The following is a 15,430-nucleotide window of genomic DNA, read 5'->3' as shown; positions in this document are numbered from 1 at the left end:
CTCGCTTAATGCGCGCTCCGAATCCCGGGCCGGGTACTCGGGGAGAGCTTCTTTTTACCCGCATCCCACTATAATAAATTCCTGATTACCGAATACTTTTTTGAAGGCCTACGATGAGCGTCCAACCCTTTACCCACCTGCACCTGCACACCGAATACTCCCTGCTCGACGGCGCGAACAAGATCAGCAACCTGGCCAAACGCGTCAAGGAGCTCGGGATGACCTCCGTGGCGATGACCGACCACGGCAACATGTTCGGCGCCATAGACTTCTGGCACCAGATGAAAGGGGAGGGGATCAAGCCCATCATCGGTATGGAGGGCTACATTCATAACGGCGAAACCCTCGACGACAAGAGCACCCGCCAGCGTTTCCACATCTGCCTTTATGCGAAAAACCAGAAGGGGTACGAGAACCTGATGTACCTCTCCTCCATGGCCTATATCCACGGCTTCTACTACTTTCCCCGCATCACGAAGCAGGAGCTGCGCGAACACAGCGAGGGGCTTGTCTGTACCTCGGCCTGTCTGCAGGGAGAGGTGAGCTGGCACCTTAACACCAACAGCGAACGTAACGTCAAATTCGGCGCCGGCGGCTACGACGAGGCGAAGCGGGTGGCGCTGGAGTACAAGGAGATCTTCGGCGAGGACTTCTACCTGGAGCTGATGCGCCACGGCATCGCCGACCAGCTCTTTATCGACGAGCCGCTGCTCAAACTCTCGCAGGAGACGGGCATCAAGCTCGTCGCGACGAACGACACCCACTACACCTTCCCCGACGATGCACAGTACCACGAGGCGTTCATGTGTATCGGGATGAATAAACTCTATGACGACCCGAACCGTCTGCGTCACTCGGTCCACGAGTTCTACGTCAAGAGTCCGGAGCAGATGCAGCGGCTCTACGCGGACGTTCCCGAAGCGCTGGAGGCGACCCAGGAGATCGTCGACAAGTGCCAGCTCGAGCTCGAACTTGGCAACCCGACGCCGCCGAACTTCAAGTTCACCCGCGAATACGCCGCCAAAGAGGGGCTCAATATCGACCACGCCGACGATGCGCCGCTGGGGCAGAACGCGACGGCGGACGATAAGAAAAAATGGATGGGCGCCGCCGACAAGAACGACGCGGAGTTCTTCATCCACCGCTGCCGCCTGGGGCTGGAAGAGCGTCTCAAACACGTGCCGCCGGAACGCCACGAGGAGTACCGGGCGCGCCTGGAGTACGAGATGGACGTCATCAACTCCATGAAGTTCCCCGGCTACATGCTCATCGTCTGGGACTTCGTCGCCGAAGCCAAGCGGATGGGGGTCGCCGTCGGTCCTGGACGGGGTTCCGCGGCGGGGAGCCTCGTCGCCTACGCGCTGGAGATCACCGACATCGACCCGATGAAGTACGACCTGCTGTTCGAGCGTTTCTTGAACCCCGAACGCGTCTCCATGCCCGATATCGATATGGACTTCATGCAGGCGCGCCGCGGCGAGGTGATTGACTACGTTGTGCGCAAGTACGGCCGCAACCAGGTGGCGCAGATCATCACCTTCGGCTCCCTGCTGGCCAAAGGGGTCATCCGCGACGTCTCCCGCGTCCTCGACATGCCGCTATCGCAGGCGGACAAGATGGCGAAGCTCATCCCCGAAGAGCTGGGGATCACCCTCAACGGCAAGAAGAAGGGCGACGACTTCAAACCGGGCGCTTTCCAGAAAGAGCCGAAGATCAAGGAACTTATCGACACGGACCCGCAGGCGAAGCGCGTCTGGGAGTTCAGTCTCAAGCTCGAAGGGCTCAAGCGCAACGCCGGGATGCACGCGGCGGGGGTCGTCATCAGCAACGAAGAGCTCTGGAAGAAGACCCCCATCTACAAGCCGCCGGGGGAGGAGACCTTCGTCACCCAGTACTCGCTCAACTACCTCGAGGACGTCGACCTGATCAAGTTCGACTTCCTCGGCCTGAAGACCCTCGACGTCATCGACAACGCGATCAAGCTCGTCAAGACGCGCTACGACAAAGTGATCGACTGGAATACGATCAATGTGGACGACCCGAAGGTCTACGAAGTGATCCAGTCCGGTGCGACGGTCGGGATGTTCCAGATCGAATCGAGCGGGATGCAGGACTTGAACAAGCGTCTAAAACCCTCCAACTTCGAAGACCTTATTGCGGTCCTGGCGCTTTACCGCCCGGGACCGATGGAGTCGGGGATGCTTGACGACTTTATCGAACGCAAGCACGGGCGCAAGAAGATCTTCTACCCCTTCGAGGAGGTCAGCTTCGACATGCTCAAAGAGACCCTGGAACCGACCTACGGCATGATCGTCTACCAGGAGCAGGTCATGCAGATCGTCCAGACCGTCGGGGGCTTTAGCCTCGGCGGGGCGGATATCGTCCGCCGTGCGATGGGTAAGAAGAAAGCGGACCTGATGGAGAAGTACAACCGGGAGTTCTCCGAAGGGGCGCAGCAACAGGGTCTGGACTACAAGAAGGCCTCCGCGCTCTTCGACCTGATCGAGAAGTTCGCCGGCTACGGTTTCAACAAATCCCACTCGGCGGCCTACGCAATGGTCACCTTCCAGACGGCGTGGCTCAAGACCTACTACCCGCAGGAGTTCATGGCCGCACTCCTGACGTCGGAGAAGGACAACACGGACAAGGTCGTCAAGTACATCGATGAGGTCAAGCGGATGGGCATTGAACTGAGCCCGCCGGATATCAACGATTCGCAGCTCGAGTTCAGCGCCACCCGCAAAGATGACCAGGACCACATTCTCTTCGGGCTCGGCGCCATCAAGGGGGTCGGGACCTCCGCGGTCAAATCGATCCTCGAGGTGCGCAAGGACGGCGAGTTCACGGACCTGCAGGACTTCGTCAACCGTATCGACCCGCAGAAGGTGAACAAGAAGGTGCTCGAATCCATCGCCAAGGCGGGGGGCTTCGACCGCTACCAGTATTCGCGCCGGGCGCTGCTTGAACAGATGGAGACGGTCATCGAGACGGCCAAGGACTCCATGCAGGCGCGCAAGAACGCCGCGGGCAGCCTTTTCGGCGACGACGCCGACGTCACCACGGTACAGCTCAGGCTCGAAGATGCGCCGGAGTTCGGCCTTAAGCAGATCCTCGAGTTCGAGAAGGAGACCCTGGGCTTCTATGTCTCCGGCCACCCCCTCGATGACTACCGCGAGGAGCTTGACCAGCTCGAATATACCCTCTCGTCCGACCTGGAGAACATCGCCGACGGCTCCTATGCCATCTTTATCGGCAAGGTGGAGGAGATTACGAAGAAGATCTCCAAGAAGGGCAACCAGTTCGGCATCGTCAACATCATGGACTTCCACGGCAACCTCGAGGTGATGCTCTTCAGCGACAAGCTCGAGGAGCTCGAGGCGATGAACCTCGACGAGCCTATTGCCTTCAAGGTCAAGGTGACCCATACGGAGATGTTCACCCGTACGAGCGTGACGAAGATCATGAGCCTCAAAGAGGTGAAAAAAGAGAGCAAGAAGGTCAGTACGAAGATTCGCGAGGTGCCGCAGGAGCCGCTGACCCTGCGCCTACACCTGGACAACGGCGTCGAGCGCCTCGAAGAACTCTACCGCCTTGTCCGCCGCCACCCGGGTACGCGCCCGTTGAAGCTCAACATCGTCTCCAAGCTGCAAAACGTCGTCATCGACTCGGCCATCCGCGTCAACAACTCCATCATGGAGGAGCTGGCCGGTCTCTCCGACGTCGACGTGGCATAACGCGGTCACGGCAGTAGGCAATGCAGACGATCGCACCCGAAGCGCTGCGGACGATCCGATCGCTTGTCGGCGACGTGACGCAGGAACAGCTGCGTTTTGTCGACGCCTATGTTTCGCCCGAGTTCTGCGCCTTCATCCCCGTCGGCGGACAGTGCGGTTATGCCGTGACGCCCGAACATGCCCACCCCGCCTATATGTTCGTGATCCAGTACGACGAAGCGACGCAGGTCGTCCTGGACGGAAGGCGTTTGACGCCGAAGCCCCGCCATCTCTTCTGCCTCTCCCCCGGCATTGCGCACCACGAGGTGCAGAACTACCTTCCGCCGCGCTACTGCGCCATCTTTGTCGATGCCGACAGCTTTGAAAGCGTCTACGGAGAGTACCGCGGTGATCCGGCGGCATTCAACGGCGAGATGTTCGGCCTGGACGAAGGGATCCAGCCGCTGCTGCAGCTCTTTATGCAGTCGTGCCGGGAAGAGGCCCGTCCGCTGGCCGCCTCGCTGGCACAGAGCCTGACACACCTGATTGTCCGCAATACGCTCGCACCGTTCCCGGCTGAGCGCGAGAGCGTTTCGCTGCAGGGGCGCATCAATGCCGCGGTCGAATATATCCACCTCCATTACGCCTATGAACTGGAGCAGCGCACGCTGGCGGAGGTCGCGGGCCTCTCCGTGTCGCATTTCGGGCGGCTTTTTCGTTCCGCGCTGGGGATGAGCGCGGGGGAGTACCTGCTGCGCGTGCGGCTGCAGCATATCAAAAAAGTGCTGGAGTCTGGGGAGACGAGCGTGACCGATGCCGCGCTCGGGGCGGGATTCAACTCCGCCTCCTATATGGCCCGCCGTTTCAAAGCGGCATTCGGCGAGACCCCCTCCGAGTACGCCTCGCGGTTCAAATAGCCGAATCGTACGCTTTTTCAGCGTGTTTGTACTCGCAAACCTTCCGCACCTTTGCCTATACTGTGCCGAAAAAAGGAGTAGTTTATGCCTCCGGAAATTCTGGCATTCATCACACAAAACCCTGTCTGTACCCTGGCGACCGCCCAGGTGGACCAGCCGCATGTGCGCGGATTTTTAAGCAACATCATCGGCGGGAAGCTCTATTTCACTTCGTCGACCGCCAAAGCCGTCGGGCGTCAGCTGCGGGCGAACCCGAAGGTGGAGCTCTGCTACCTGTCGCAGGACTTTGCGACAATGCTGCGGATCCGCGCACACATGAAAGCAGTGGATGATCGCGCCATCAAGCAGCAGCTGATCGAGACCCGGGAGTACCTGGCGCACTTCAGCGCGGACGATCCCTCCTTTATGCTGCTGTCGCCGATAAACGGGGAGGCGTGGTTCTGGACGCTGGCGGACAACCTGCGCGAAGCGGCGATCGAAAGGGTGCCGTTTCAGCCCGAATCGTAAAGCCTCCCGTCACTCCGGATAGATCATCTTTTTCGTCACACCGCCGTCGACAACGAAGTTCTGGGCCGTAATGAACTCCGCATGATCGCCGGTGAGGAACCAGACCATTTCCGCAACATCCGAGACACTGCCGACCCGTCCCGACGGATGGAAGGTGTGGTCAAAACCATGCAGGGATTCGGGGGCGGCGTGTTCGATCCAGCCGGGGCTGACGGCGTTGACGCGCACGGGGGAGAGGCTCATGGCCATGGCGTGGGTCAGGCTGAGCAGTCCCCCTTTGCTTGCACTGTAGGCCTCGGTATGCGGTTCGCTCATCAGGGCGCGGGTGGAGGCGATATTGACGATGCTTCCGCCGCTTTGCATCAGCAGCGGCGCCACGGCCCGGCTGAGGAGGAAGGGGGCGGTCAGGTTGACGTCGATTACCCGTTTCCACTCCTCTGCGGAGAGGGTCAGCGGATCGCCGTTGGCATGCGTTGCGGCGTTGTTGACGAGGGCGTCGAGGTGTGTCAGGGATGCTGCCGCCCTTTCGATGCTTTTCGGATCGGCGAGGTCGCAGGCAAGCGGTTCGAATCCGCCTTGCAGCGATGTGGCGAAGAGGGATTCCGCCTGGATGTCGAGGCCGTAGACTTTCCAGCCGCGTTTGGCAAAGAGGGTCGCAGTCGCGAGCCCGATACCCTGCGCGGCACCGGTAATGAGGAGCGTTCTCACTGCTCGCGCTTCCGGAACAGCTTGGCGACGGAGGCGAAATCCTCTCCCTCGAACCCTTCGGCGAAGGTGCGGGCGTAGAGCTCTTTGACCATGGCGGCCGTGTACAGGGGCTGTTCAAGGCCGTAGGCCAGGTCCTGCAGGCAGTGCAGATCTTTGTAGATCAGGGCGTTGGAGAAGTGGGGCGTGTAGTCGTCGTCGAGCAGTTTTTGGCGCTTGGCGTCGAGCACGAGCGATTTGCCGCCGCCGACGGCGAGGATCTCCAGGAGCGTTTCGCGCTCGATTCCGGCTGCTTCGCCGATGCCGACGGTCTCGGCCAGCACGGCCATGATGCCGCCCAAGGCGAGGTTGTTGACGAGTTTCATCTTTGTCGCCCGCCCCGGTTTGCGCAGGTAGAAGAGGTGCGCGCCGATGGATTCGAGGATGCTCCTGGAACGTTCAAACACCTCTTCCTCTCCGCTGGCCAGTACGGTCAGCGCTCCGTTGGCCGCGGGGACGACGCTGCCGAGGACCGGGCATTCGAGGTAGGCAGCCCCTGCCAGGCGGCAGCGTTCGTGGAAACCGGCAACGGCGTCGAAATGGTTGGTAGTCAGGTCGATGACGGTTTTGCCGGAGGCGCTGGCGCCAAGCAGGCCGTTCTCGCCGGAGAGGACGGCATTGACCGCGGTGCTGTCGAAGAGGCAGAGCAGTACGACGTCGCACTTTTCGATAACGTCGCGCGGATGGTCGCAGAGGTCGACAGCCAGTCCCTCCGCCCGCTGCGGTGTACGGTTGTAGACGCTCAGCGTATGTCCGCACTCCAGCAGCCGTCCGGCGACGGCGCGGCCGAGGTGTCCGAGCCCGATAAATCCCAGATGCATGTGTACTCCTTTTTTCTGTTTGGCGTATTATGCCCTTTCTTCCGGGATATAGGCCCTTTCACGGCGGATTTCGAAGAAGAGGGCGATGCCGAGCATCAGGGTGAAAACGAGCGAGGCCCCGATGGTGCCGAATGCTACGCCCCCGTCGTCGGCGGATTTGGTCAGCAGGTCGCCGAATGTCGCGCCGAAAGGACGGGTCAGGATGAAAGCGATCCAGAAGAGCAGGATCGGCGAAAGGGTGGTGACGTAGTGCAGAAGCGCCGTGAGGGTCAGAACGCCGCCGATGAGAAGGGCGCTGTACATGAAACCGATCTGAAGGTCGTCGGCGAGAAAATCGCCTGCCGCCGTTCCCAGCGTGTTGGCGATCAAAAAGGCGAGCCAGTAGTAGGTCTCCGCCGGGACGGAGCTGATCTGTTCGACCGAGAGCGAACGTGTTTGGGCACGCCACAGCAACAAGACACCTGCAAGCAGAACAAGCAGGAGCATTGATCCCGCAGCATAACCCAGTCCCAGCGTACGGTCGATAAAATCCGATATCGCGGTTCCGGCGATGGCGGAGGCGGTAAACGTCAGCCAGTAGAGGGCCGGATCATAACGTTTCATCGCGATTTTGACGGAGGCCAGCAGGATGAACAGGGCAAGGAAAATGAGAATGGTGCTCCCGTAGCCGATCTCAAAGGTCATGGAAAACATATCGGCGCCGGTTTCGCCCAGGGTGGTCGAAGCGATCTTGATGATCCAGTAAAGCAAAAGGATGTGGGGAACGCGTGAACGGGTCATGACTGATACCTTTCGGGGGTGTATAAACGGGATGATACTCCATCTTTCTAAACGAAACAGCGCTCCGTATCAGCGGCAAAAACGGCCGACGGGCACGGATTTTGCACGCCCTCCGGCAACACTATATTTACGGAGCCAAAGATGGACACTCTCAAGATCGTATGCCCCCACTGCCAAAGCGTCAACAGCGTCGTCAACGAAGTCGAAAAAAAAGAGGTGCTCTGCAGCAGCTGCGGCCAACCCCTGACGGACACGACACCCGTCACCTGCGACGCGGAGGCGTTCAAGCTCCACATTGCCGAAAACGACATTCCCGTCATCGTCGATTTCTACTCCCCCGACTGCGGTCCGTGCATGGAGATGGCGCCGGATTTCGAAAAAGCGGCCTCCTCCTGCCCCCTCGAAGTGCGCTTTTTGAAGGTCAATACCCTCAACGACGCGCCGCTGGCCCTGCAGTACGGCGTCAACGAGTTGCCGACGACCATTGCCTTCAGCAGGGGGATGGAGATGAACCGTTTCACGAGTAAGCTCTCCAAAGACCAGCTCAGCATGTGGGCGGAGAGCCTGATCCAGATGACGCTCTGAGAGACGGTCATGAGCGCGATCACAAAACAAGAGGCGATCAAGGGGGCGTTTTTCGGTGCGATTGTCGGCGATGCCCTCTGCCTCGGAAGCCACTACGAGTACGACGCCCAGAAAATCTACCTGGCCTACGGCCGCAAACCGGTGGACCGCTTCATGTCCCCCGGCGAGATGATGGGGGGGCAGACCCACGGCATCGGCTGGGGGGCGCAGAACTACCACCCCGGCAAAAAGGCGGGGGGGACGACCGACTACGGCGATTACAACATCCTCTTTCTCGAACACCTTGCCAAGACGGCTGAGGCTCCGCGCCCGGTCAGCGTCCCCGAGCTTATTCCCCACTGGATGCACCGGCTGGAGAACGGCTGGGGGTCGTGGATCTGCACGATGACGAAGGAGACCTATGCGCAGGTGAAACGGGGCTTCCCCGTCGAAAACCTGGGCGGCATCTCCAACGCGATGGCGATCCGGCACGTCGCGGCGCACGGCTACTATGATACGGAAGAGGCGGTGGTTGACGCGTCGCAGAAGGCGATGTTCACCCACCGCAACGCCGAGGCGCTCGGCGGCGGGGAGTACTTCGCCCGTGTGACGCACCGGGTACTGGGCGGGACGGCTCCCATCGATGCGATCCGCGCCGTCGGCGAGCAGATGGGCGGCTTCTTCCAGGCCAAAACCCTCCAGGCGATCGCCAAGTTCGAGGAGGCGACGGACCCCGAATCTCCGCTCGGCAAAGAGAAGTTCGTCGACGACCTGGCGCTCACCAGCATGGCCCGGCTGTGGGATATCGGCCGCTCCGAGCCGGTGCGCGTCGGCAAGGCGAGCCCGACGGAAGGGACGCTGCCGGGTGCCGTCTACTTTATCCTCAAATACGGCAACGAAACGGACGGCCTCAAAAAGGCGCTGCAGGCCAACGCGATGGTCGGCGGCGACAACGCCTCGCGGGCCATCGCCATCGGGATGGTACTCGGCGCCCTCTACGGTGTGAACGCAATCCCGGAGAACTGGAAGCGGTCACTGGACCAGTGGGAGTACTGCGAAACCCTGCTCGACAAGCTGCCGCTGCTGCAAAGCGCGTAAGCCGCCGGCGGCAAGGGCGCAAAGCGGCATAAAGATCAACCGTTTTGCGTTCAAACGCCCGGAAGCCTCAGCATGTGGTGTATCATTATGTCTTCTTGAATATAACGATTTTGTGGGGTTTTGTCACTTTTGCTCCTGAAATATAGGCTGACACGGCAATTATTTGGAATATGTATTGTATATATCGTTATATATTTTTAAATATAACGTATTGGGCCGATACAGAGCTGCGGAAAATGTATATGCAAGTTCCGCCGGATTTGTGATCGGGCTTCCATAACCTTATCCAGGAGAAACGAATGAAAATGATTCCGACGGCGGCAGCGACTTTGGCTGTGATGATGAGTGCGCTTTGCGCCGAGACGGGCGAGACGCTTTTTGACGCCAAATGTGCTGCATGCCATATCAAGGTCAAGCCGACGCAGGCTATGAAAAGGGAGTTGGTCGCGCCGCCGGCGCCTGGGGTGATGTTTCATGTCAAGCAGGCGTTTGCCGGAGACAAGAAAGCGGCGACGGACTTTATCGCCGCGTATGCGCTCAAACCGTCCAAGGGTGTTGCAAAATGCCGGCCCATGGCGATCAAACGTTTCGGTCTGATGCCGTCGCAGCAGGGCGCGGTCACGACAGAGGAGCTGGCGCTGATCGCCGATTACCTCTATGAGAACTTCCCCTCCAAAGGGTTCACTCCCGGTATGTAAATGCACACCTGTGCCAGCGTGGAATCTTCGATTTTTCAATCCTGACACGTTTGTCTTTCCCCTTTTTGGGGACTAAACGACGTCAGAAACGGGTTGAAAGGTTGGCATCCATCTTCGACAGGGTGTCATAGAGTGACTGAAGCGCCTCGTCGTCGATGCCGTGGAGCAGTCCGCCCTCTACTGCGCTGCTAAGGCCGATCAGCTCCTGTTCGATTGTCCGGCTTTTTTGTGTGGCATGGACGAGGTAGGCACGCGGTTCGTCGGGATGTTCCGTTTTCTCGACATATCCCTTGGCAATGAGACGCTTGAGCGTGGTCGAAAGATTTGAAGGTTCCATGGAAGTCAATTCGCATAGCTGTGCCTGTGTCATGGCGCCTTCGCGGCAGAGCGCCAGCAGAATGGCGCGCTGTTCGGCAGTGATGCCATAGGGTTTGAGCCGCTCGTTCATCCGACGGCGCATTTTGTTTTTCACACGCGCGATCAGCGGTCCGAGCATGGTAGGCTTGCCCATTTTGCCCGATGCTGTACTCATGCAGATTCTTCTTTCGAGGCGATGCGTACTGCCAGTTTGCGCATCGCCGGAAGGATGAGCAGCAGGGTCGGGAAGGCGATGGCAAATGCGATGAGCCAGGCATGCATCCAGATGCCGATGAATCCTTTGACCAGACCGAGATTGATCCATGATATGGCGAAGGACATGACAAAGGTCATAAACGTCGCTATGAGAAAGGTTTGAACCAACTGCAGATATTTCATGGGGACCATAATTGCTCCTTCGGATTGAACTATTTTAGAGCAGTATAGGGGAGTCGTGCTTAATAGTTATTTAAATAATTATGTAAATAACTATTTTTGCTTATCTGCCGATATAGGATTGTACGAATATTGCATGGGCCTGAATAGGCTAAGCGGAGCTGATCGGGGCAGACGCTATAATGAGACCTACAATCAAAACCTATTTTCTGCGGGATTTGCAATGACAAGAGAAGATTTCAACGACGGACTTTTGGGCTTTCTGGATGCGTCGCCGACGCCGTTCCACGCGGTAGGCAACGTCACGGGAATGCTGGAGAACGCCGGGTTTACCTATCTGGACGAGCGCGGCGAATGGTCGCTGGAGGCGGGCAAGCGCTACTACACGACGCGCAACGCCTCCTCGGTGATCGCCTTCACCTATACGGGCGGGAACGACTACGTTATGTTCGGGGCGCACACGGATTCGCCCAACCTCAAACTGAAGCCTTCCCCGGTACTGAAGGGCAGCGGCACGGTGCGCCTGGGCGTGGAGCCCTACGGCGGGCTGCTGATGAACCCCTGGTTCGACCGCGACCTCGGGCTGGCCGGGCGGGTCGCCTACCGGACGAAAACGGGGGAGCTCAAAGAGGCGAATATCGACACGGGTGACGCGGTGGCGGTGATCCCCTCCCTGGCGATCCACCTCGACCGGGAGGCGAACCAGAGCCGTTCCGTCAATCCCCAGACGGACCTGCCGGCACTCATCGGCTGCGACGAGAGTTTCAATTTTGAAGCGTGGGTTGGCAAGCAACTGGAAGCTTTCGGCGTGGCAGACTTCGAACGGCTGCTGTCGCACGAGCTGAGCCTTTACGATACGCAGAAGGCCTCCTATGTCGGCGTCGCAAAAGAGTTTATCGCCTCGGCGCGCCTGGACAACCTGCTGAGCTGCTACGTGGCGCTGCTCACTATCTGCAGCGTCGGTAATGACCGCCCCTACCTGATGATCCTCTCCGACCACGAAGAGGTCGGCAGCGAAAGTAGCAGCGGGGCCGCGGGACCTTTCCTGGAAAATACGCTGCAGCGCATCACGGGGAGCTATGAAGCCTTTGTTCAGCTCTGCCAGCGTTCCTTGATGGTGTCGTGCGACAACGCCCACGCCCAGCACCCGAACTACGCCCACAAGCACGACCCGGAGCACGCCCCCTACATCAACAAGGGGCTGGTGCTGAAACTCAACGCCAACCAGCGCTACGCGTCAAACTCGCGCACGGTCTCCCGCTTCGTTCTCGCTTCGGAGCGCGCGGGCCATCCGCTGCAGGAGTTCGTGACCCGCAGCGACATGGGGTGCGGCTCCACCATCGGCCCCATCACCGCGACGCGGCTGGGCATAGAGACCCTCGACGTCGGGCTGCCGACCTACGCCATGCACTCCATCCGCGAGCTGGCGGGAACGAAGGACGCCTTCGAACTCTACGAGATGCTGCTGGCGCTTTAAGGCGTCAATGCTAAAGAAAGTGTGAGGAGCTTTCACTGACGTAAGGAGTGAAAGGGGATGTGGTTGGGTCGCCCGGACTGCGTCCGGATGAAATGATTTAGGCCAGGGCCTCTTCGATCTGGGCCAGGGCGAGTTTCTTGCCGTTCTCTTCCTCTTCCGCGCTCCACCAGTACTCGATGATCTGCTGTTCGATTGTACCCAGCAGGTCCATCGGCAGGTTGGCGAAGACCTCGAAGGAGCTGATGTCGTCTGGGCTCACCCCTTTGGATTTTGCCAGATCGGTAATGAGTTCACGGATTGATTTTTCGATGTCGGTGGGTTCGGGCAGCGGTGTGTCGTCGTCTGTCGGCTGCGGGATGATACGGGCGTAGTCGATCCAGGTTTTGATCTCGCCCTCCAGGTAGTCGTACCCCTGGACCTGGTAGCACAGAACCCGGTTGTCGCCGTAGAGGATCTCATCACTGTCATCGAGGACATCGGAGGTCTTGGCAATGCCGTCGTGCAGGTAGACTTCGATGCGCTCGTTCTCTCGCAGGGTGGAAGCGGTTTCAAAAGCGTTGCGTGCGTGTTTGAGAAGTTCTTCTTTGATGGTTTCTTTATCCATGGTTAACCTTTCTGTTCAATTCAATTCATGTAGGGGATATCGAGGACGGCGTCGCGGTCTTCGGCATCGTACTCGAAGGTTTCGATCCGCGCAATGTTCGCGATCTTGCCGGTGATGGCCAGGCGCTGCAGCGGATGCAGTTTACGGGAATCGACGCTCTCTCCGATGGCGTCGCAGTAGTGGTTCGTAACGATGGGGTGCCACTGTCCGTGCTGTGCCGATACCATTTCGGCAAACGTTTTGAGCGCTTCGAGCTCCATGGCATCGAGGCGCGGGAGTTTGCGTACGAGGTTGCGGACAAACTGCTTCGTGAAAAAGGGCTCGCCCAGCTCCAGGAGCCGGGAAGCGGCGTCGATGCTCGCTTCGTTCTCGCTGTAACTGTAGGCGTAGCGGAAGTGTTCACAGACCCACTCGATATAGCGGGGGTAGTGCTCCAGCACCATGACAAGCTCGTGAAGGTTCTGGTCGATGAGGACCTGGAAAAGACTGACGGTGTTCTTGCTGATACGCCGCCAATGGGGCTCTTCGGGTTGGAAGTTATCTTTGTCCAGGATGATCCGGTAGCGGTCGATCTGCGCTCCCGCGGCCCTCAGCCGCCCTTTTTCACTGTATTCAGAGGTCTCATCAGGCACGCGGGCCTTACTGGCCTTGCTGTACTCCGGCATACCTTACATCGCCTTTTTCTGCACAGGTTCGGTGCGGGCGTTGTGGAAGTCCCAGAGCTGCTTGTAATGCGAATCGAGCTGGGACAGGACGCCGTCGACGGCGATCAGGTCCTTGAATTTGCCGAAGCGTTCGTTGGGGAAGCGTTCGTACCACTCCTGCATCTCCGCCTTGAGCGCATTGCGCTTGGCGACGGTCTGTGCAATCAGGCCGCGGATTTCATGCATCTCTTTGGTAATAATCTCAGTCATGGCTGCATCCACATCCGCACTCTCCCGACGCTGTGCCCGGATCGAGGTAAGTCTGCGCGTTTTCAGAGATAACCTTGACGAAGTTTTCCGTTGCCAGCCCTTCGACGATGGTTGAGAGCGCCAGCGGCTCTTTCCCCAGGTAGTAAACACCGATGCCTTCCGCTTCCAGGACGCCGTAGGGGCCGTTACCCATGAAAGAGTAGACGACGGAGGTTACGGAGTGATCGGCAAGCAGTTTGGCGGTTTTGACACCGTCCCCTTGGCCGTCGTTCGGAATGAAACGGAATGCCTTTTCATCATTATTATAAAGGGCGAATGCCTGAACATTTCCGAAAAGTTTCGATGACGTGGCATCCATTGACGCCTTGTCCACCGGTATAGCGATCATGTCGCCTCCTTAGATGATTTTTCCTTATATTGCAAAAAATGTTCCAAGCTTCTGGAACGTTCTTTGCATAAGGCTGGCTATGAAAAAGTATGCACTTGATTATTTCGGTTTTTCCAACGAGGAGGGGGACGGCTGCGTCGCCCAGTTCGTCGAGTTCCCGGAGATCAAAGGAATCGGCGATACCTTCGAGGAGGCCGAAGAAGATGCGTATGAACGGCTCGAAGCCTATTTTCAAAGTCAGGAGGAGCAGAAAATGACGACATTCGAAGCAGGAGTCAGTGCCTACGAGGCGAAACAGTATAAAGAGGCGTATGACCTCTTTGTCGATTCGGCGTCAAAAGCGGATGCCAATGCGATGGTGAACCTGGGCGTCATGGCGATGCAGGGCAAAGGGTGCGGACGCGACATCGAAGCGGCCAAAGCGTGGTTTGCAAAGGCGGCCGAACAGGGCAGCATGCATGCGATGATGAGCCTGGCGCAGATCTTCGAAAAAGGGCTCGACGGTACGCCCAATGAGAAGGATGCGCTTACCTATTTCAAGCAGGCAGCCGATATCGGGCATGTCGACGCCCAGTTCAAAGCGGGCATGCTCCTCAAAGAAAAAGGGGAGAAGGCCGAAGCGATGCGCTACCTGATTACCGCCGCGCACAATAACAATGTGCGGGCGCAGGAGGTGGTCACCTACGTCAGCAACAAGGAGCTGGCGACGGTGCTGAACAAGCCGTTCCGCAGTCTGCCGGTGGAAAAACAGATTACGCTGGTCATGCAGGTCATCGACCAGAAGATCCGCCCGACACTCGAAGCCGACAGCGGCGGGATCGAACTGCTCAACTACGTGCCGGGGGAGACGCCGCAGATCTGGTTGAACTACCTGGGCGCTTGCTCAGGCTGTCACCTCGGTTCAACCTCGACGGCGGATATGCTGCTCGACGCTTTCGAGGAGCTGATCGACAAAAATGTCGTCCTTTACCTGATGTAGGGAGCGCGGGATGAACAAGATAGCCGCAGTCGTTACCGATATCGAACGCACGGACATCGTTACGTACATCACGCTCAAATGCAATGAGACCCAGATCCGTCTCATCAAAACAAAGACCCCGGTCTGGGCGGGGGTGGGGGACAAGGTTCTCTTCTCCTTCCAGGAAGCTTCGGTCTGCGTCAGCAAAGAGTGCCCCGGCAAGGTCTCCATTGAAAACCGCATTCCCGGAACATTGAAAAAGATCCGCAGCAAGGATTCGCTTTGCGAACTTACCTTCGAAAGCGATCTCGGCACGGTTGTATCGCTGATCACGGAGAAGGCTTGTCATGAGCTGGAGCTCGAAGTCGGCTGCGAGGCGACAATGCTGCTGCGCGGTGTCGATATCCACCTGGAACCCGATGTGGTGCCGATGACGGTCGAGAGCTTCAAGAAGCGTGCAGGAACGAAAGTTGCACCATAAAAAGCATACTTTT

18 protein-coding genes are annotated in these 15,430 nt (G+C 58.6%); 9 read left to right on the top strand and 9 right to left on the bottom strand.

Features of this window, described 5'->3' with window-relative positions:
* Positions 1–113 precede the first annotated feature (113 nt).
* The 3 genes from dnaE (at position 114) to LOH54_RS08345 (ending at position 5,137) form a co-directional block, all read left to right on the top strand.
* Positions 114–3,734 (top strand): DNA polymerase III subunit alpha, encoded by a 3,621-nt coding sequence (gene dnaE, locus LOH54_RS08355; protein ID WP_231018448.1) that lies wholly within the window; start codon positions 114–116, stop codon positions 3,732–3,734.
* 20 nt (positions 3,735–3,754) lie between these two features.
* Entirely contained in the window at positions 3,755–4,630 is an 876-nt protein-coding gene (locus LOH54_RS08350; RefSeq protein WP_231018447.1) for a helix-turn-helix domain-containing protein, read from the top strand.
* Between the two features lie 84 nt (positions 4,631–4,714).
* Complete coding sequence (locus LOH54_RS08345; protein WP_231018446.1) at positions 4,715–5,137, top strand: pyridoxamine 5'-phosphate oxidase family protein; 423 nt, start codon at positions 4,715–4,717, stop codon at positions 5,135–5,137.
* Between the two features lie 9 nt (positions 5,138–5,146).
* Here LOH54_RS08345 and LOH54_RS08340 read toward each other — a convergent pair whose 3' ends face one another.
* Genes LOH54_RS08340 through LOH54_RS08330 form a run of 3 tightly spaced genes read right to left on the bottom strand, consistent with a single transcriptional unit; the run spans position 5,147 to position 7,482 of the window.
* A complete protein-coding gene (locus tag LOH54_RS08340; RefSeq protein ID WP_231018445.1) occupies positions 5,147–5,845 on the bottom strand; it encodes an SDR family oxidoreductase in 699 nt (232 codons plus the stop codon).
* Positions 5,842–6,702 (bottom strand): NAD(P)-dependent oxidoreductase, encoded by an 861-nt coding sequence (locus LOH54_RS08335; protein ID WP_231018444.1) that lies wholly within the window; start codon positions 6,700–6,702, stop codon positions 5,842–5,844. Before LOH54_RS08335 ends, LOH54_RS08340 begins: the two co-directional genes overlap by 4 nt.
* Before the next feature lie 27 nt (positions 6,703–6,729).
* Positions 6,730–7,482, bottom strand: a complete 753-nt coding sequence (locus tag LOH54_RS08330) for a COG4705 family protein (RefSeq protein WP_231018443.1) — start codon at positions 7,480–7,482, stop codon at positions 6,730–6,732.
* Positions 7,483–7,623: 141 nt separating this feature from the next.
* Here LOH54_RS08330 and LOH54_RS08325 point away from each other — a divergent pair, with 141 nt between their 5' ends.
* The 3 genes from LOH54_RS08325 (at position 7,624) to LOH54_RS08315 (ending at position 9,842) form a co-directional block, all read left to right on the top strand.
* Entirely contained in the window at positions 7,624–8,067 is a 444-nt protein-coding gene (locus LOH54_RS08325; RefSeq protein ID WP_231018442.1) for a thioredoxin family protein, read from the top strand.
* Between the two features lie 9 nt (positions 8,068–8,076).
* Complete coding sequence (locus tag LOH54_RS08320; RefSeq protein ID WP_231018441.1) at positions 8,077–9,144, top strand: ADP-ribosylglycohydrolase family protein; 1,068 nt, start codon at positions 8,077–8,079, stop codon at positions 9,142–9,144.
* 299 nt (positions 9,145–9,443) lie between these two features.
* On the top strand, positions 9,444–9,842 hold the full coding sequence (locus LOH54_RS08315) for a c-type cytochrome (protein ID WP_231018440.1): 399 nt from the start codon (positions 9,444–9,446) through the stop codon (positions 9,840–9,842).
* An 82-nt stretch (positions 9,843–9,924) separates the two neighbouring features.
* On the opposite strand, the gene LOH54_RS08310 is transcribed toward LOH54_RS08315, so the two are convergent.
* Positions 9,925–10,374: a MarR family winged helix-turn-helix transcriptional regulator gene (locus LOH54_RS08310; RefSeq protein ID WP_231018439.1), complete on the bottom strand. Its 450-nt coding sequence runs from the start codon at positions 10,372–10,374 to the stop codon at positions 9,925–9,927.
* Positions 10,371–10,607 carry a DUF2798 domain-containing protein gene (locus LOH54_RS08305; protein ID WP_231018438.1) on the bottom strand — a complete coding sequence of 79 codons (237 nt, stop codon included), beginning with the start codon at positions 10,605–10,607 and terminating at the stop codon, positions 10,371–10,373. Before LOH54_RS08305 ends, LOH54_RS08310 begins: the two co-directional genes overlap by 4 nt.
* Positions 10,608–10,818: 211 nt before the next feature.
* On the opposite strand from LOH54_RS08305, the gene LOH54_RS08300 reads away from it, so the two are divergent.
* A complete protein-coding gene (locus LOH54_RS08300; RefSeq protein WP_231018437.1) occupies positions 10,819–12,072 on the top strand; it encodes a M18 family aminopeptidase in 1,254 nt (417 codons plus the stop codon).
* 97 nt (positions 12,073–12,169) lie between these two features.
* Here LOH54_RS08300 and LOH54_RS08295 read toward each other — a convergent pair whose 3' ends face one another.
* The 4 genes from LOH54_RS08295 to LOH54_RS08280 are packed head-to-tail and all read right to left on the bottom strand — an operon-like array spanning position 12,170 to position 13,978.
* Positions 12,170–12,676, bottom strand: a complete 507-nt coding sequence (locus LOH54_RS08295) for a hypothetical protein (RefSeq protein WP_231018436.1) — start codon at positions 12,674–12,676, stop codon at positions 12,170–12,172.
* Positions 12,677–12,696: 20 nt separating this feature from the next.
* Positions 12,697–13,341, bottom strand: a complete 645-nt coding sequence (locus tag LOH54_RS08290; protein ID WP_231018435.1) for a hypothetical protein — start codon at positions 13,339–13,341, stop codon at positions 12,697–12,699.
* Between the two features lie 3 nt (positions 13,342–13,344).
* A complete protein-coding gene (locus tag LOH54_RS08285) occupies positions 13,345–13,590 on the bottom strand; it encodes a hypothetical protein (RefSeq protein WP_231018434.1) in 246 nt (81 codons plus the stop codon).
* Positions 13,583–13,978 carry a NifB/NifX family molybdenum-iron cluster-binding protein gene (locus LOH54_RS08280; RefSeq protein WP_231018433.1) on the bottom strand — a complete coding sequence of 132 codons (396 nt, stop codon included), beginning with the start codon at positions 13,976–13,978 and terminating at the stop codon, positions 13,583–13,585. The genes LOH54_RS08285 and LOH54_RS08280 overlap by 8 nt, the downstream gene beginning before the upstream one ends.
* 79 nt (positions 13,979–14,057) lie before the next feature.
* Between LOH54_RS08280 and LOH54_RS08275 the strand changes: the two genes are divergently transcribed.
* Positions 14,058–14,957, top strand: coding sequence for a NifU family protein (locus tag LOH54_RS08275; RefSeq protein WP_231018432.1), 900 nt, complete (start codon positions 14,058–14,060; stop codon positions 14,955–14,957).
* A gap of 10 nt (positions 14,958–14,967) precedes the next feature.
* Positions 14,968–15,417: a TOBE domain-containing protein gene (locus LOH54_RS08270; RefSeq protein WP_231018431.1), complete on the top strand. Its 450-nt coding sequence runs from the start codon at positions 14,968–14,970 to the stop codon at positions 15,415–15,417.
* Positions 15,418–15,430: the final 13 nt, after the last annotated feature.

Source organism: Sulfurimonas sp. HSL-3221 (genome assembly GCF_021044585.1).
Classification (GTDB): Bacteria; Campylobacterota; Campylobacteria; order Campylobacterales; family Sulfurimonadaceae; genus Thiomicrolovo; species Thiomicrolovo sulfuroxydans.
This window is presented reverse-complemented; position numbering and strand designations above follow the sequence as displayed.

Bases quoted from the DNA above. Each gene is read 5' to 3' on its own strand.
- LOH54_RS08280 (WP_231018433.1), bottom strand. From the start codon at position 13,978: ATGATCGCTATACCGGTGGACAAGGCGTCAATGGATGCCACGTCATCG.
- LOH54_RS08305 (WP_231018438.1), bottom strand. From the start codon at position 10,607: ATGGTCCCCATGAAATATCTGCAGTTGGTTCAAACCTTTCTCATAGCG.
- LOH54_RS08325 (WP_231018442.1), top strand. From the start codon at position 7,624: ATGGACACTCTCAAGATCGTATGCCCCCACTGCCAAAGCGTCAACAGC.
- LOH54_RS08285 (WP_231018434.1), bottom strand. From the start codon at position 13,590: ATGACTGAGATTATTACCAAAGAGATGCATGAAATCCGCGGCCTGATT.
- LOH54_RS08295 (WP_231018436.1), bottom strand. From the start codon at position 12,676: ATGGATAAAGAAACCATCAAAGAAGAACTTCTCAAACACGCACGCAAC.
- LOH54_RS08330 (WP_231018443.1), bottom strand. From the start codon at position 7,482: ATGACCCGTTCACGCGTTCCCCACATCCTTTTGCTTTACTGGATCATC.
- LOH54_RS08350 (WP_231018447.1), top strand. From the start codon at position 3,755: ATGCAGACGATCGCACCCGAAGCGCTGCGGACGATCCGATCGCTTGTC.
- dnaE (WP_231018448.1), top strand. From the start codon at position 114: ATGAGCGTCCAACCCTTTACCCACCTGCACCTGCACACCGAATACTCC.
- LOH54_RS08275 (WP_231018432.1), top strand. From the start codon at position 14,058: ATGAAAAAGTATGCACTTGATTATTTCGGTTTTTCCAACGAGGAGGGG.
- LOH54_RS08270 (WP_231018431.1), top strand. From the start codon at position 14,968: ATGAACAAGATAGCCGCAGTCGTTACCGATATCGAACGCACGGACATC.
- LOH54_RS08315 (WP_231018440.1), top strand. From the start codon at position 9,444: ATGAAAATGATTCCGACGGCGGCAGCGACTTTGGCTGTGATGATGAGT.
- LOH54_RS08290 (WP_231018435.1), bottom strand. From the start codon at position 13,341: ATGCCGGAGTACAGCAAGGCCAGTAAGGCCCGCGTGCCTGATGAGACC.
- LOH54_RS08320 (WP_231018441.1), top strand. From the start codon at position 8,077: ATGAGCGCGATCACAAAACAAGAGGCGATCAAGGGGGCGTTTTTCGGT.
- LOH54_RS08345 (WP_231018446.1), top strand. From the start codon at position 4,715: ATGCCTCCGGAAATTCTGGCATTCATCACACAAAACCCTGTCTGTACC.
- LOH54_RS08335 (WP_231018444.1), bottom strand. From the start codon at position 6,702: ATGCATCTGGGATTTATCGGGCTCGGACACCTCGGCCGCGCCGTCGCC.
- LOH54_RS08300 (WP_231018437.1), top strand. From the start codon at position 10,819: ATGACAAGAGAAGATTTCAACGACGGACTTTTGGGCTTTCTGGATGCG.
- LOH54_RS08310 (WP_231018439.1), bottom strand. From the start codon at position 10,374: ATGAGTACAGCATCGGGCAAAATGGGCAAGCCTACCATGCTCGGACCG.